This is a genomic window from Sphingobacterium alimentarium, assembly GCF_004342685.1.
In the GTDB taxonomy this organism is placed as follows: Bacteria; Bacteroidota; Bacteroidia; order Sphingobacteriales; family Sphingobacteriaceae; genus Sphingobacterium; species Sphingobacterium alimentarium.
Window position 1 is genome coordinate 1 of the sequence record NZ_SMBZ01000023.1, and the last position, 15,783, is coordinate 15,783.

Consider the following 15,783-nt stretch of genomic DNA (forward strand, 5'->3'; position numbering starts at 1 on the left):
ATCTATAGTTTTCGTCATCAAAACATACGAGCCATACCTTTTCTAACGTCTTATTATTCGCTAAAAATTCGGATATTGCTTTGATAGCTATTTTTGCAGCTCTATCTTTTGGAAATCCATATACGCCCGTACTTATGGAAGGAAATGCTACAGTCTTGCAATCCATTTTTACGGCCAACTGCAGAGAATTAATATAACAGTTTTTCAAATTTTCATCTTCATGCTGCGTGGCATTTTTCCATATTGGACCCACGGTGTGAATGACATATTTGGCTGATAATCTACCTGCTGTTGTTAATACAGCTTGGCCAGTCGGACAAGTTCCTTGCTCGGTTATAATCTTTTTGCATTCTTCTAAAATTTCTTCCCCGCCGGCTCGATGTATGGCGCCATCAACACCTCCACCGCCCATAAGTGAGGAATTTGCCGCATTGACAATGGCATCTACTTGTATCTGTGTGATGTCGCCTTTTATTACTTCTATTCTATTCATTTCTTGTTTTGTTTGGTCGATGAACAACAATCCGTTATAAATAGTAAAAGGATAAATTCCAATAAATTTTTATTTCATTCGAATTTATCCTTTTTATACAACCTTTACGAAGAGTTTATAGATTGAAATACTTGTCTAACACATACTGTAGATCTTCGGGAGTGTCTATAGCGTCGTTGGAATGTGTAGACACTGCTGTTTGTATCTTATAGCCATTGTCTATCCATCTCAACTGCTCTAAAGATTCCATCGTTTCTAAATCGGATAGGGGTAAGGCAGTCAGTTGTTTTAAAATATCTAGGCGGTACCCGTAGATGCCTATGTGATTGTAATAGGGTCTGTGGTTTAACCACTGATTTGACTTTTGCCCACGTAAAAAAGGAACTGCCTGTCTCGAGAAGTAAATTGCTTCACCCTTACGGTTGAGCACTACCTTGGGTTTGTTTTCGTTGAATAGTTCGTCTTCGGATTCTACACGACGAATCAAAGTAGCAATTTCAGTATCCGCCTGTTGGAAGCAGGATGCCAACAAATCAATTTGTTGCGGATCGATAAAAGGTTCATCGCCCTGTATATTAATCGCAACATCGAAACCAACCAGAGTCGCAGCTACCTCAGCACAGCGGTCTGTGCCCGATTGATGCTCTTTGTTGGTCATCATGACATTGCCAGCAAAACTTTTGACATGGTCATAGATGCGTTGATCATCTGTAGCGACAATCACTTCGGATAGTGAAGTAGCGTGCTTCGCTTGATGATACACCCGTTGAATCATACTTTGACCGGCTATATCCGCTAAGGGCTTGCCAGGGAAACGACTCGAATCGTATCGAGCAGGAATGATACCGATTATTTTCATAGTGTAAAACTAATTAATAATTAAAATAAATCCTTACAAATGCTAACGCAATATGGCCAAATTCTCTAGAGTAATAGGTATAAAACTTGCTTTTTTCGCATACCTACCTCCATTAGCATTATTCCAGGAATTTATTTTAATTTTTTCTCAAAACATCTACTCTCTATAACATCCTTATAAGGTTCATAGTTTTCAATTCGGATATAATTACATTTTTTATACAGGGCAATTGCTTCTTTCATCTTTTCTCCAGTTTCTAGAATACATCGCTTGTAGCCCAATTCCTTTGCCCACTTTTCCAAATTGTTCAGTACCAATGCTGCAATCCCTTTGCTCCGCATGTGAGGCAACACAAACATACGTTTCACTTCCATAGTCTCTTTGTCGTATTCTTTTATAGCTCCGCAAGCGATGGCTTGCTCGCTGTCATACGCTACGACTACATGTTGAATCAAGTCTATCTTATTGAACTGTACAAAAAAATCATTTTTGTCACCATTTTTTATCGCTAAATCCTGATCGAGACTTTTTACAAGATTCGTGAAATCTATATTTTCAGAAGTGGTACGTATGAGGTTCATGTTTTATGCCGTTATCTATTTAAATTTGATTATAGTCTCCAAATAAAAAATAGCCAACATATTGCTGGCTATTTCGATTGATATATTAAGGTTGATTAGTTGCTAGTGAATAAATAGAAGCTCACGCAATTTTGGTAATGGCCATTTCGCATCATCAACGATTTTTTCCAATTTGTTGACGTGGTAACGGATTTCATCAAAATATGGTTTCACCACTTCGTCATAAGCGATAGCTTTCTCTCTTAGAACTTCGTTTACGTTTGCTTTTTTACGTGCTTGACGCATTTCTTCCGCTTTTTCTAAGATTGTATTTGTGTGTTTGGAGATACGCTCAACTAAGTTCAATTGAGAAGAATAAGCTTCTTTGCTCAAACCTAAGTCTTGTAGACCTTTTACATTTTTAATTAACTCATTTTGGTAAGTAAATGCAGCAGGAGCGATTTGACTATTCACTACATCGCCGATTACGCGCGCTTCGATTTGTAATTTTTTATAGAAGTTTTCTAACAAAATTTCATGACGTGCTTCAGATTCGCGTTTCGAATAGATGCCTAATCTTTCGAATAATTCTAATGATTCTTCTTTTACGTATACATCTAATGCTTTTGGCGTAGACTTGATGTTTGACAAACCTCTAGCTTCAGCTTCAGTAGCCCACTCCTCGCTATAACCATTTCCTTCGAAACGAATAGCTTTAGAATCTTTGATGTATTTACGAATAACGTTTAAGATAGCAAGATCTTTCTTCGTTCCTTTTTTGATTTGTTTATCTACTTCAGCTTTGAATTCGATCAATTGTGCAGCTACGATAGCATTCAAAACTGTCATTGGCAATGCAGAGTTCGCAGAAGAACCTACTGCGCGGAATTCAAATTTATTACCTGTGAAAGCAAAAGGTGATGTACGGTTACGGTCAGTAGTATCCAATCTCAATTCAGGGATTTTAGGGATGCCATGCCATAAGTTTGTTTCTGCTTTTACTTTTTTGGCTACGCGCGCTGATTCTACTTCTTCTAAAATTTCATCCAACTGCGAACCCAAGAAGATAGAGATAATTGCAGGAGGAGCCTCGTTAGCACCTAGACGGTGGTCATTCGAGTGACTTGCGATAGAAGCACGTAATAAATCTGCATATTCATAAACAGCCTTGATTGTGTTTACAAAGAATGTCAAGAACATCAGGTTGTTTTTAGGAGTTTTTCCTGGAGACAACAAGTTTACGCCTGTATTCGTGATTAATGACCAGTTGTTGTGTTTGCCTGATCCATTTACACCTGAATATGGTTTTTCGTGTAATAATACTTTGAAGTTGTGGCGAATAGCTACTTGCTCCATTACATTCATCAACAATTGGTTGTGGTCAATAGCCAAGTTGATTTCTTCGTACATTGGCGCACATTCGAATTGAGAAGGAGCGACCTCGTTGTGACGAGTTTTTAATGGAATACCTAATTTCAAAGCTTCATTTTCAAGGTCTACCATGAATGCTAATACGCGTTCAGGAATAGCACCAAAGTAATGATCTTCTAATTGCTGTCCTTTAGCAGACATATGTCCAAATAATGTACGACCAGTTAATTGTAAATCAGGGCGTGCATTGTACAATGCTAAGTCTACTAAGAAATATTCTTGTTCGATACCTAAAGAGGCATTTACTTTAGTTACTTGTTTGTCAAAATATTGTGCTACATCAGTTGCCGCTTTGTCTACTGCCGCTACAGCTTTCAACAATGGCGCTTTGTAGTCCAATGATTCCCCTGTGTAAGACACAAAAACCGTAGGTATACATAGCGTCTTACCCGCTGGCGTCTCATATACAAATGCAGGTGATGTTGGATCCCAAGCTGTATATCCACGTGCTTCGAACGTGTTACGGATACCACCATTCGGGAATGAAGAGGCATCTGGCTCTTGTTGTACTAACGCATCACCAGTGAATTTTTCAATCGCATTGCCATTCTCATCAGGCTCGAAAAAAGCATCATGTTTTTCGGCTGTCGTACCTGTCAAAGGTTGGAACCAGTGTGTATAATGTGAAGCACCATTCTCAATTGCCCATGTTTTCATCGCTTGAGAAATAGCATCCGCTATCTCACGGGAGATAACAGCTCCTTCTTCGATTGATTTACTAAGTTCTTTGAAAGTAGATTTAGGTAAGTAAGACTGCATCTTAGCCATTGTAAACACATTTTTGCCAAAAATGTTAATAGCTCTTTTCGTATTTACCTTTTCTTCTGGAATTCCAGGTCTTGTTGTTACTGCGTTTAATGATTCAAATCTGAAGTTTGACATTTTATCTGAGTTTGGTTGTGTCTTTGTGTTGTTTTTATCTTTACGATGTTCAAAAATACGTTATGAAGTTAAATTTTTATAATTTTTTTCAAAAAATATATAAAATGCATGATGTTTTCATTTTTTTTGGGTTGAATTTCGTGTTTGAATGCATTTTTTTAATGCTGTTTTCAGAAAAATAAAGTGAAAAACATTAATATTTCATTTTTTTCATGTTTCGATAGTGTTGTGGTTGATTATTTTTGAGAATAAAAAGACGAGGGGTCAAGCAATAATGCTGACCCCTCGCCTCTGTAAGATTAAAATGTTTATTAATCTGTAATCTCTAATCCCCACTCAATACCTTTATCCACTGCTTTGATACCTTTTTTGATCCAGTCCGCTGCAGGTTTTCCTTTGAGGAAGTGATCAAAAAATTGAGCTTGGCGCTTTTGTATATCTTTACGGTTTTGACGTTGTATCAAGTTGTGATCATCACCATTGTAATTTAACAACCACACAGGTTTTTGTAGACGACGTAGTGCAGTAAACATTTCAATACCTTGATACCATGGCACAGCACCATCATTGTCATTGTGCATGATAGCTACCGGAGTCGTTACTTTGTCCATAAAGAATAGAGGAGAATTCTCAATGTACAAATCACGATTTTCCCAAAGTGTCGCTCCTAATCGGCTTTGTGATTTTTCGTATTGGAATTGTCTTGACATACCGGATTGCCAACGGATACCACCATAGGCTGAAGTCATATTTACTACCGGAGCACCTGTCCACGCAGCAGCATACATATTTGTACGTGTGATAAGATGTGCGACTTGGTATCCTCCCCAGCTTTGTCCTTGAATAGCCATTTTTGTTTCATCTACCCATGCATTTTGTGCTAGGTACTTCATTCCCGAATTGATATATTCTTCTGCAGCCTGACCAGGATAGCCTGTCTGATAACGTATGTCCGGTGAGAATACCAAATATCCATTACTCACGAAATATGAAATCATTAATCGCGATGGCGTAGGAGCAGGCTCGTGGTAATTATATAATCCTTCTGTGTGTGTTTCGTAGAAATAGGCGATAATAGGATATTTCTTATTTGGCTCAAAATCCTCCGGTTTGTAAAGAATACCTTCGGCAGCATAACCTTTTGGTGTAGTCCATTTCACCAATTCGGCCGTGCCCCAATTGTAATTCTTTTGTTGAGGATTGATGTCTGTTAATTTGTTGAATGTGCTGAAATCTTTAGTAAGATATAAATCTGGATATTCAACGTAATTTTCTCTTGTTAATGCAAAAATGCTGTTTTTTTCGTTAGAAATTAATCGTTTGTAGCTGTTTTTAGATTGAATAATTTCTTTTAGGCTATTTTTCTTTGATAAATTAATGTTGAAAAATCCATTTTCTTTCGTCAACTCGTTAAAAGAGGTAAGTAATAATGGTTTTTTGGTGTTTAGTACATTAAAAGGTACGCGCGGATCAGTATTGCGGAACAATTGTGTACGCAAAACGATCTTATTCTCTCTACCAAAGCCATTCGTTACATTGTTTTTAGTTTTTCCATCAAAGCTAAAATACCAGATGTCGTAGCGATCATGCACATAAACACCCTTTCCATCTTCTGCCCATCCAGCGATACCATAAGAATTGGCAAGTGTTGGCATATCATTCTCCTCATTTGCGAATGAAACATTGATGCCTTGGCTCAAAGGTATTTCCTGTTGGCTGTTAATGTTGTAAACAGACCAAGTACCTTTCTCCATGTCAAAGAACATGACTTGCTCGCTTTTCGGAGACAAGATTGCTTGACCCAATAGATTTTCTTTTATTAATTTTTTGCTTCCGTTGATAGTTGATACCAAAAATATATCTTGAGGAGCACCATAAGACCATTGGGTAGCAATTCTGTTTTCTTTAGAAATACGTGATGTAATAGCCCATTCTTCATTGGAAGTAGTCGTGGTCGATAGTCTTCCGTAATCTTCGTCTACAAGAGGTATAAGTTTTTGAGATTGGAAATTGTACACCGCATCAAAACTTCTTGCGCGTTCACGGCCTACATTCACCAATTGCTGCGTCATTAGATAATCATCCTGCCAATGCCAGATATCAACTTTAGCATGCTCGAATTCCACCAACGTGGTGTCTTTGACTTTAGGGATAGGAGCAAGACCCAAAAATAATTTTTTGCCGTCCGCACTGAATGATAGATTAGCATCACCCGATACATACCAATTGGATGGAATGCCATTACTATTTTTGTCAATAAGGATGTGCGCTGTATCTGTCTGCCAGTTGAAATTGTAAATTTTGAAATCTTTTGTTAAGGCTTTCTCAGGAGATTTATCTGCCGCAAATACCAAGCGCTGTGATAAGTCGTCAAAGTTGATGTTTTTGTAGGTTCCTTTGCCGTTACTGATTTTTTTCTGTGTCTTGTTGTTCAGATCGTACACATACAATCCTGCAATATTGGTCGTATCCTTGTCAGCTCCTTTTTTGGAGAATACCAAGTATTTTTCATTGTCATCGAAGTAATACGTATCAGCCTTCCATAGTTGCACAGTATCTTTTGTGGCAAGATTGTAGAGTATGAGTACGCTTTCTTTCTTTGCCGGTGCTTTGCGGGCTGCTGTTTTGGTAGAATCGGCAGGCTTATCTGCTGTTTTTGTTGTTGTATCTTGTTTGGAAGGGAGATCTAATTCCTGTTGATACGCGACAAATGATTTACTAAGACGCGCAGTTTTCCATCCTTTAATCGGACCGAGGTTGATTGTTTCTTTGGTTACAATATTAAACACTGCCAAAGAGTCTTTCGGCATTTCATCAGGTTTTTTCTTTTTGATTTTTGCCTCACGGGTTTCTTTAAAATAAGGTTTGACACTGCTGAGGAAAAACTTTTCGTCTTGTGTTAAGCGCGGCATAGCACCTCTTTCTCTGCGGTATAATAGATTGTTTTGCTGATCTTTTAATTCGGTTACCGCATCTCCTTCTTGGGGTGATATGCTGTAATAAATATATTTCCCGGAGGGAGACAAAGTTTGTGTTGAGATGCTTTTCCAACTATCGAAAGCATCGTGGCCAATAGGTGGTTTTTGTTGTGCTTGTGAAGCCGCTGCGATTAATAATAATAACGCAGCACTGGTAAATTTTTCTTTCATTGGGTGTTGATTATTTGGTAGCGCTAAATTTATGCAATAAAAATATATGTTTTTGCAACATTTTTGGCACGTTTTTTTACAATGAACGTTATATATCATATTACAATTATATAAAACATGAAATCTACAACCGTAATCGTCAGTATTATTGCCGCCATGGCAATCATTGTCGCAGCCTTAGTATTGGGTAATGCTTTTAAATACAAATACAATGTGAGCAATACCATTAATGTGACAGGTAATGCCAAAAAGGATTTTGATTCGGACATTGTAAAATGGTCGGCATCCTATAGTCGCAAATCGACAAACTTGAGTGAAGCTTCCGAACAATTGAAGCAAGACCGTGAAATGGTGAAGAATTTTTTAATACAAAAAGGCATTAAAGAGAATGAAATTGTATTCGACGCTGTAAGTATAATCCGTGATTTCAGTTATCATACAGATGAACGCGGAAATAGCTATAATACATTCACAGGATACAGCTTGAATCAGACGGTGAGTGTGGAGTCCAAGGATCTGGATAAGGTGGATAATGCGTCCCGTGAAATATCGGCGTTGATTTCACAAGGCGTGGAATTAGCTTCGAATGCACCGAATTATTATTATTCCAAATTGGAAGATTTGAAGTTGTCGTTGATTGCAGAGGCTTCGCAGAATGCTAAGGCTCGCGCAGAGAATATAGCGAAAGAATCGGGAAGTAGTCTTGGCGCTTTGCGCAAGGCAGACTTGGGTGTTTTCCAAATCACAGGGCAAAATAACAATGAAGACTTTTCGTACGGTGGCGTCTTTAATACTACTTCACGCGCAAAAACGGCCAATATTACTGTCAAAGTGAGTTATGGTCAATAATTTTTAAGTTTTTTATAAAAAAATCAATTTGATATTCAGTTTATTAGTGCTGAGGAGCTTTTTTCGTGATGCAAATATTTGGAATATTGGTTTCAACTTTAGATATTTGCATCGCGTTCTTAAATAATACGCCTCCTTAGCTCAGCTGGTAGAGCAACTGACTTGTAATCAGTAGGTCATTGGTTCGATTCCGATAGGAGGCTCAAATGTGAGAAATCACAGGTCTGGAGGGGTTCCAGAGCGGTCAAATGGGACGGACTGTAAATCCGTTGCTTCGGCTTCGAAGGTTCGAATCCTTCTCCCTCCACTCCAAAAAGCCTCTTTAGCTCAGCTGGTAGAGCAACTGACTTGTAATCAGTAGGTCATTGGTTCGATTCCGATAAGAGGCTCCAAAATAAAAAGCTCGACTTTCTTATGAAGGTCGAGCTTTTTTGTTTTATCACTTGCAGTTACGCTTCTTGCAACTTGTGGTTGTATTCTGTCTGTACCGCATCTTTTCTTTCTACTTTTACCAAGAAAATATAAGTTAATAACGCTCCGAAACTCGCCATCACGACTCCTACTAGCGAGGGATAATTGTATGTAAGACCGTACATAATAGGTATAGCACCAAGATATGCGCCGATGGAATTACCTATATTAAATGCCGCTTGTCCGGCAGATGCAGCAAAAGTTTCTGCGCCTTTGGCGTTATTTATTAGCATCATCTGTAAAGATGGCGCTATACTAAATGCTATCATACCCGTAATGAATGCCATGGGGTAAGCCAAAACAGTAATGTGTGCTATGAAAAATAGCACCAAAAGGCATGTCGCCATAGCCAAGAAACATGTAATGGCAGCCTTGGTTGGAGAAAGTGTGTCCGCGACTTTTCCACCTAATATATTACCTACACACATACCTGCGCCAATCAGAATCATGATGATGGACACATTTCCTTCAGGGAGTCCCGATACGGTTGTTACTAATTTGGAAATATAGCTCATCCATGCAAACAGCCCACCTGTCCCAATGGATATAATTCCAATCATAAGCCAAGCTTCCCAACGTTTGAAATAGCCAATCTGCTGTTTGATATTGTTATTTTTATTGGCCGGAAAATGAGGCATCCACAAATAAATCGTAAGGAAAGTGACAAGACCTAAAAAACTAATCACCGCATAGGTGATGCGCCAATCGTAATGATGACCAATGTATGTACCTAATGGGACACCGGCTAAGTTGGCAATAGTCATCCCGGTAAACATCAAGGAAATAGCTTGGGCTTCTTTACCCGGCTTAGCAAGTTTGGCAGCGACAACAGAGCCAATACCAAAAAAGGCACCATGCGGTAGTCCCGAAATAAAACGAGAGATAAATAAGGTCCATTGGTTGGGCGCGAAAGTAAATGCTGCATTGAAAATAAAGAAAAGAAGCATTAAAAATAATAAAACATTTTTGGCTGGATATCTTGATGTAGCTGCAACAAGTGTGGGAGCACCCACAACAACACCTAAAGCATACAGTCCAATAAGGTTGCTGGCAGTAGGTATATCTATATTTACATCCTTAGCGATATCTGGCAAGATTCCCATCATCGTAAATTCGGTCATCCCAATGGCTAACCCTCCAAATGCTAATGAAATAAGTCCTTTGTTGATCGGCATATATATAATAATAATTTATACAAAGGTAGGTAAATAAGCTGATGTACTGATAAATAATCACCATCTTATTGTAAAAAGTACACTTTGTGTTTTTGAACATTTATAAACATAAAATAGTTGTTTGTGAACCAATACTTTTTCTATTAATTACCTTGTATGCTAATAATGAAGTGTGAAATTATATTTACAATATTTATATTGTATGTATATTTAGAGGAATGATCGGGCTACGAAAGTAAAAATTAGCAATGTGGGGATGTCCATAAACGAAATAGCAAAACACCTAAAGGTTTCTAAATCTACTGTGTCCTTGGTCATCAACGGCAAGGCAGAGCAAGGGCGTATTAGTAAAGCACTTGCCAAGCGTATCATGGATTACGTAGAAGAAATAGGCTACAAACCAAACGCTTTGGCCAAAAGTCTCGCTACCGGTAAATCCAGAACGATTGGATTAATTGTAGAAAATATTGGGGACTCCTTCTTCGGACCTATAGCGTTGTATATAGAAGAAAACCTTCGTCCCTATGGTTATCAAGTATTTTACAGCAGTACTTTTGGTGAGCCGGAAATTGCCAATGAGATATTGAATACCATGCTCGAGAAGAAGGTCGAAGGCATAATTCTTTCGCCAACGCTTGGGCAGGAAGAACAGATTCATTATATCATTAAAAAGAAAACTCCTTTAGTAATTTTTGATAGAAGGGTAGTAGGCTTGAAAACCAATTACGTGGGTACCGATAATTATACAGCAAGTAAGAAAGCCGTTCAGCATTTGTTGGATAAAGGTTATTCCTCTATAGCCATGGTTACAATTGATTCTCCACAGCCCCAAATGCAGGATCGTCTCCGTGGGTATCTTGAAGTCGTAGAGCAGCATGGCTCAAGTCCTCGTGTTCTTAAATTGCCTTTTAGAACGGAAAAGATAAAGGATAGCTCCACTGTGCAAGAATTTTTTCAGCAGCATCCCGATATTGATGCTCTTTATTTTAGCACAAATTACCTTTGTGTGAAGACTTTGAAAATTTTAAATACGCAATTCCCAACTTCTACATTTGGCATTGTAGCTTTTGATGATCACGAGCTCTTCGAATTAATTAATCCTACTATTACCTGTATCCGTCAGCCCTTGGAAGCAATAGCGAAAGAAATCGTCCAAACGATTATTCGCCAGTTGAAGCATGCTGAAGCGGATTTTGTTGAAACAATTATTCCTTCCGAATTGATAATCCGCAGAAGTTCAGAAAAATAAATTTGGATATATAAATTTTATGATATAAATTTACTTAAGTTGCAAAACCGGTTTTGCAACAATTATGATAACCAATATAAATCATTATGTATAAATCAAAGTCATTCGTTAAGCGGGTTGCATTCTTTAGTTGCTTTGCATCCGTCGCACTTTGTATACCATTTCAGCAAGTTTTTTCCGAGCCCATGAATAGCTCATCCCATGCAACATCCCTGCTTCAAAAATTGTATTCAGGTAAAGTCTTGGATACGGAAGGCCAGCCGCTAGCAGGAGCTTCCGTAAAAAATCTTGTTACTAACACAACTGTTTCTACAGATGTGAATGGGATCTTCTCCATGCCCGCCACTGCCGGGGATGAGTTGTCCGTAACTTATACGGGGTATACAACCTTCAAATACATTATCACAGCCAATGATAATGTACTCAGTATTGTCCTTAGTAGTGATATGCAAGACGTGGAGGAAGTAGTGGTCGTGGGATATAATAGTCTGAAGGAATCCAATATCTCCGGTGCGGTAGGCCGAGTGGATATGAAGGTAGCGGAGAAAAGGCGTGTACAGGATATTGCGCAAATGCTACAAGGTCAGACTAGTGGCGTGAATATTACGCAGTCGACAGGGCAGCCTGGAGATGCGATTGATATTCGTGTCCGTGGAGTAGGGACGATAGGCAATAACTCACCTTTATTTATTGTTGATGGAATCCCAACGACTAATTTTAGCTTCATAAATCCCGCAGATATAGAGTCTATTTCTGTGCTTAAAGATGCGTCATCAGCTTCCATTTATGGTTCACGTGCTGCCGCAGGTGTGATTTTGGTTACTACAAAATCGGGTAAAGCCGGAGTGACGAAATTTGACGTTAATGCTTTTACGGGATTCAATAATGCGGTGAATCTACCCACGATGATGAATACGGAGCAGTATCTCAATACATTAGAGAAAGCTTGGGGCAATTCGAATAGTACAGGAACGAATCCATACACCCTTCAAAAATCACGCACCGATATAGCCAATACAGATTGGTTGGGGGAATTATTTGAGCAAGGCAAGACAAATAGCTTTCAATTATCTGCCTCAGGAGGTACAGACCGTGTATCTTATATGTTCTCCAGTGGATACTATGATCAAGATGGTATAGTAGTGTATAACAATGATAAATACAGAAGACTGGAAATGCGTTCCAATGTACAAGCTAAACTTTCGGATTGGCTTGAGCTGAAAAGTAATATTTTAGTAAATCATCAAGATAAAATGGTGGTCTCGTCACGCGGCGATGTACCAGGGATAATCCGTCATGCATTGCTTCGTCCACCGGTATTGGGTGTTTATAAAGACCCAAGTGATCCGACTTATACGACAGAGAATCCATTCACAGATTTGCCATTTTATGTCAGTCCATCTAATTTTCAGTCCAATCTCTATGAATGGTCTCAAAACCCTATAGCGTTAGCGTATTTCTCGAATAATAATGTGCGTCAATTTAAGCTGTTTGGTAATGTAGAAGCTGCTGCAAATATATTGAAAGATAAGTCATTACGCTTTAGATCCAATATAGGTGTTGAGCTTAATTTCAATCACACTAAAGTATTTATGCAGAATTTCGGAGACGACGAGCGTGGAGAACCTACGGTAGATCTGGGCCTGGGTCGCCACAATAGGCCTAACGGATTGAATGAGGATCGAGGTGAGGATTATACCATTACATGGAATAATATCTTAAGCTATGATAAGACGCTGGGCGAGGATCATCTGGTTAATGCGCTGATAGGTACGGAATTTATCAATAATCAAAGTAGTTCTATCAACGCCTCTAGAAGAAGATTTGAATATACTTTGGATCGTTTCCAATACATGGATTTAGGTGGAACATCGCAAGATCTATGGAATGGAGGTTTTGCGAATGAATGGGCATTATTCTCCATATTCAGCTCCGCGACCTATTCCTACAAAAACAGATACAGTATAACAGGTAACCTTCGTGCTGATGCTTCTTCACGATTCGGTTCGGACAATAAATGGGGATATTTTCCATCGGTGGCTGTAGGTTGGACAGTAAGCAATGAAGATTTCTTTCCTTCAAGCTCTGCCATGAACTACCTCAAAATAAGAGCGAGTACAGGTCGTTTGGGTAATCAAAATATTCCGAATTATGCGTACTTGTCCCTATTCAGTAGGGAAGGAAATATCACGAGATATGGCAATCCGCAGTTGCGCTGGGAAAGCACCCTACAGAATAACCTGGGTGTTGATATGCGCTTCTTAAACAATAAATTGGAAGTTATAGCCGATATTTTTCACAAAAAAACTAAAGATATCTTGTTGACTGTTAGCCTTCCAACTTTTATAGGAAATGTGGGTGCAACCTACGTGAATGCTGGACAGGTAGATAATAAGGGTTTTGAGTTAAGTGCGAAGTACCGCGATAGGATAGGCGATAATGGAAACTTCAGTTTTGGTGGTAATGTAACCAGCGTATCGAACAAAGTGGTGGCACTGCATGAGAATGTGCCGCGTATTATTGGTACATACTCACGTGCAGAAATAGGTCAACCAGTAGATGTTTATTATGGCTATCAAATGGAGGGTATCTATCAAAACACTGCTGAAATAAGTAATCACCTACATGGTGTGAGTAGTCCGAGTACGAAGCCTGGTGATGTTCGATTTAAAGATTTGAATGGTGATGGTATCATTAATGATGAGGATCGTACGTTCATTGGTAATGCTATCCCAAGATGGGGTTATGGTTTCTTTGCAGGATTTGATTATAAAGGCATAGACTTAAATATATTTTTTCAAGGGGTAGCTAAAGTTAATCGCTACAATGACGGTATGCGTATTATCGATTTCGATACTCGTCCGTTCAATTATACAACCAGAATGCTTGGTGCATGGGATGGCGAAGGCAGCAGCAATAGTTTGCCTCGAGTAGCTTTTGAAGATACAGGCATCAGTAAATTCTCTACACTCTATATCGAAGACGCTTCGTATTTACGTCTTAAGAATGTGGAAATCGGTTACTCATTTGGTAAATATGTGAATCGCTTTGGTATTAATAATGCACGTCTATATGTGTCCGCGCAAAATCTTTTTACATGGACTAATTATAAGGGCTTAGATCCTGAGACTACCGATTTGATCGACAGAGGTACGTATCCACAATCTAAATCTATTTTGTTAGGCCTCAATTTTAATTTTTAAGTCATGAAGAAGTTTAATTATTATATATTAGGAATAGCTCTTGTATCCTCCAGTTGTTCTAAATATTTGGATAAAGATCCTATTGGAATACTGACACAAGAGCAGGTACAAGTAGATCCTACCGAAGGAACTGTACGTACAGGTATTGAAAACGCCTACAGACCATTGTCATATACTTTGAATATCTATGGCGATTGGGATTGGGCTGGTGGTCTAGTGATTCGTCCAGATTTTTTGCTGGAGGATATTGCATCTGGTGATGCGATGAAAAAATGGAGCCCAGATGGAGATCAAGCCTGGATGGATGATGTCGCCAATTATAATTTTACGCCCGAAAATGGCGCATTTGCAGGTATTTGGAAGTATAATTATGAAGGCATCTCTCGCAGCAATACTGCGATATTTCAGTTGACAGATCTGACAACATTAGCTGCGCTTAAACTTCCTGAAGCCCAACGTACACGCTTATTGGCAGAAGCTTCATTTTTACGCGCTTTCTTTTACTGTGATTTGGTGAAATTATTTGGAGATGTGCCGCTATTGTTGAAGCCCTTATCCAATTTTAATGAAGCATATGAAGTGGCGGTAAGGGCCAATAAAACCGATGTGTATGCGCAGATAAAAGAAGATTTAAAGGCAGCAATTGCAGGGTTACCAAATTCTAGATTTGCCAGTGAATCTGAAAAATGGAGAGTGTCAAAAGGGGCTGCCATGGCCTTAGCGGCTAAAGTCGCCTTATTTGAAGAAAATTGGAAAGAAGTAATTGCGCAGGTTGCCGCTATTGAGCAGCTGGGATTCTATGATTTGAATACTAATTATTTCGATGCTTTTGATGAAAGCAAAGCATATACAGAGAAAGAAAATATTTTCATTTATGATCATCAATCTGGAATGCAACCAAGTAGAGGCAATGGATTTACGGCACTCATGGGCTGGGGTTTTATGGCTCCTACAACGAATTTTTTAAATGCTTTTGAAGCAGGCGACCCTCGTAAAGAAAGTACAGTAAACGTAGCTGATCAGATTATTTATAAGTTATTGGGCGCAAAAAATGGCAACTTCAAAGGAAATGACAATTCGCCTGTCAATCGGATATTTATTCGCTATGCGGATGTATTATTGTGGAAAGCGGAAGCATACATCAAAGATGGTCAAATTGCAGCAGGGATTGCTATAATAAACAAGATACGACAACGCGCACGCGCGGGCAACAATAGTATTCTGGCTGATAGGCCAGCTACTACGGATGCGAACCAAGCTATGCAATGGCTTCAGCATGAACGTCGCGTGGAATTGGGTTTTGAAAGTCATAGACTTTCCGACCTAAAACGTTGGAACATCGCTAAGCAAACTTTGGTGTCATTCGGTAAGCCCTTTGCTGATAAGCATATGTTGTATCCAATCCCACAAGCAGAAGTAGATAAAACTGTAGGTAAAATAAGTCAAAATGAAGGTTATTAAT

General features: G+C 38.9%; 10 protein-coding genes and 3 tRNA genes. 7 read left to right on the top strand and 6 right to left on the bottom strand.

What is annotated here, in order from left to right:
* The 5 genes from EDC17_RS09405 to EDC17_RS09425 form a co-directional block, all read right to left on the bottom strand.
* A partial coding sequence (locus EDC17_RS09405; RefSeq protein WP_132777833.1) for an O-acetyl-ADP-ribose deacetylase occupies nt 1–493 on the bottom strand: 493 nt, incomplete at its 3' end.
* A gap of 115 nt (nt 494–608) precedes the next feature.
* On the bottom strand, nt 609–1,352 hold the full coding sequence (gene kdsB / locus EDC17_RS09410) for a 3-deoxy-manno-octulosonate cytidylyltransferase (protein ID WP_132777834.1): 744 nt from the start codon (nt 1,350–1,352) through the stop codon (nt 609–611).
* Nucleotides 1,353–1,483: 131 nt separating this feature from the next.
* Nucleotides 1,484–1,933, bottom strand: coding sequence for a GNAT family N-acetyltransferase (locus EDC17_RS09415; RefSeq protein WP_132777835.1), 450 nt, complete (start codon nt 1,931–1,933; stop codon nt 1,484–1,486).
* 102 nt (nt 1,934–2,035) lie between these two features.
* Entirely contained in the window at nt 2,036–4,225 is a 2,190-nt protein-coding gene (locus EDC17_RS09420) for a glutamine synthetase III family protein (protein ID WP_132777836.1), read from the bottom strand.
* A gap of 311 nt (nt 4,226–4,536) precedes the next feature.
* Nucleotides 4,537–7,374 (bottom strand): alpha/beta hydrolase family protein, encoded by a 2,838-nt coding sequence (locus tag EDC17_RS09425; protein ID WP_132777837.1) that lies wholly within the window; start codon nt 7,372–7,374, stop codon nt 4,537–4,539.
* 117 nt (nt 7,375–7,491) lie between these two features.
* Between EDC17_RS09425 and EDC17_RS09430 the strand changes: the two genes are divergently transcribed.
* The 4 genes from EDC17_RS09430 to EDC17_RS09445 all read left to right on the top strand — a co-directional run bounded on the left by EDC17_RS09430 (nt 7,492) and on the right by EDC17_RS09445 (nt 8,615).
* Nucleotides 7,492–8,223, top strand: a complete 732-nt coding sequence (locus tag EDC17_RS09430) for an SIMPL domain-containing protein (RefSeq protein WP_132777838.1) — start codon at nt 7,492–7,494, stop codon at nt 8,221–8,223.
* A gap of 130 nt (nt 8,224–8,353) precedes the next feature.
* Nucleotides 8,354–8,426: transfer RNA gene (locus EDC17_RS09435), tRNA-Thr, on the top strand.
* Nucleotides 8,427–8,449: 23 nt separating this feature from the next.
* A tRNA-Tyr gene (locus EDC17_RS09440) sits at nt 8,450–8,530 on the top strand.
* A gap of 9 nt (nt 8,531–8,539) precedes the next feature.
* Nucleotides 8,540–8,615, top strand: a tRNA-Thr gene (locus tag EDC17_RS09445).
* Between the two features lie 57 nt (nt 8,616–8,672).
* On the opposite strand, the gene EDC17_RS09450 is transcribed toward EDC17_RS09445, so the two are convergent.
* Nucleotides 8,673–9,869 carry an MFS transporter gene (locus EDC17_RS09450; RefSeq protein ID WP_243646107.1) on the bottom strand — a complete coding sequence of 399 codons (1,197 nt, stop codon included), beginning with the start codon at nt 9,867–9,869 and terminating at the stop codon, nt 8,673–8,675.
* 256 nt (nt 9,870–10,125) lie between these two features.
* Between EDC17_RS09450 and EDC17_RS09455 the strand changes: the two genes are divergently transcribed.
* The 3 genes from EDC17_RS09455 (at nt 10,126) to EDC17_RS09465 (ending at nt 15,782) form a co-directional block, all read left to right on the top strand.
* Nucleotides 10,126–11,118 (top strand): LacI family DNA-binding transcriptional regulator, encoded by a 993-nt coding sequence (locus tag EDC17_RS09455; RefSeq protein ID WP_132777839.1) that lies wholly within the window; start codon nt 10,126–10,128, stop codon nt 11,116–11,118.
* A gap of 185 nt (nt 11,119–11,303) precedes the next feature.
* A complete protein-coding gene (locus tag EDC17_RS09460) occupies nt 11,304–14,321 on the top strand; it encodes a SusC/RagA family TonB-linked outer membrane protein (RefSeq protein WP_132777840.1) in 3,018 nt (1,005 codons plus the stop codon).
* Nucleotides 14,322–14,324: 3 nt separating this feature from the next.
* Complete coding sequence (locus tag EDC17_RS09465) at nt 14,325–15,782, top strand: RagB/SusD family nutrient uptake outer membrane protein (protein WP_132777841.1); 1,458 nt, start codon at nt 14,325–14,327, stop codon at nt 15,780–15,782.
* Nucleotide 15,783: the final 1 nt, after the last annotated feature.

What these genes read in the sequence shown, in the direction of transcription:
- EDC17_RS09415 (WP_132777835.1), bottom strand. Translation starts at nt 1,933, where the DNA reads ATGAACCTCATACGTACCACTTCTGAAAATATAGATTTCACGAATCTT.
- kdsB (WP_132777834.1), bottom strand. Translation starts at nt 1,352, where the DNA reads ATGAAAATAATCGGTATCATTCCTGCTCGATACGATTCGAGTCGTTTC.
- EDC17_RS09460 (WP_132777840.1), top strand. Translation starts at nt 11,304, where the DNA reads ATGAATAGCTCATCCCATGCAACATCCCTGCTTCAAAAATTGTATTCA.
- EDC17_RS09420 (WP_132777836.1), bottom strand. Translation starts at nt 4,225, where the DNA reads ATGTCAAACTTCAGATTTGAATCATTAAACGCAGTAACAACAAGACCT.
- EDC17_RS09455 (WP_132777839.1), top strand. Translation starts at nt 10,126, where the DNA reads ATGTCCATAAACGAAATAGCAAAACACCTAAAGGTTTCTAAATCTACT.
- EDC17_RS09450 (WP_243646107.1), bottom strand. Translation starts at nt 9,869, where the DNA reads ATGCCGATCAACAAAGGACTTATTTCATTAGCATTTGGAGGGTTAGCC.
- EDC17_RS09430 (WP_132777838.1), top strand. Translation starts at nt 7,492, where the DNA reads ATGAAATCTACAACCGTAATCGTCAGTATTATTGCCGCCATGGCAATC.
- EDC17_RS09465 (WP_132777841.1), top strand. Translation starts at nt 14,325, where the DNA reads ATGAAGAAGTTTAATTATTATATATTAGGAATAGCTCTTGTATCCTCC.
- EDC17_RS09425 (WP_132777837.1), bottom strand. Translation starts at nt 7,374, where the DNA reads ATGAAAGAAAAATTTACCAGTGCTGCGTTATTATTATTAATCGCAGCG.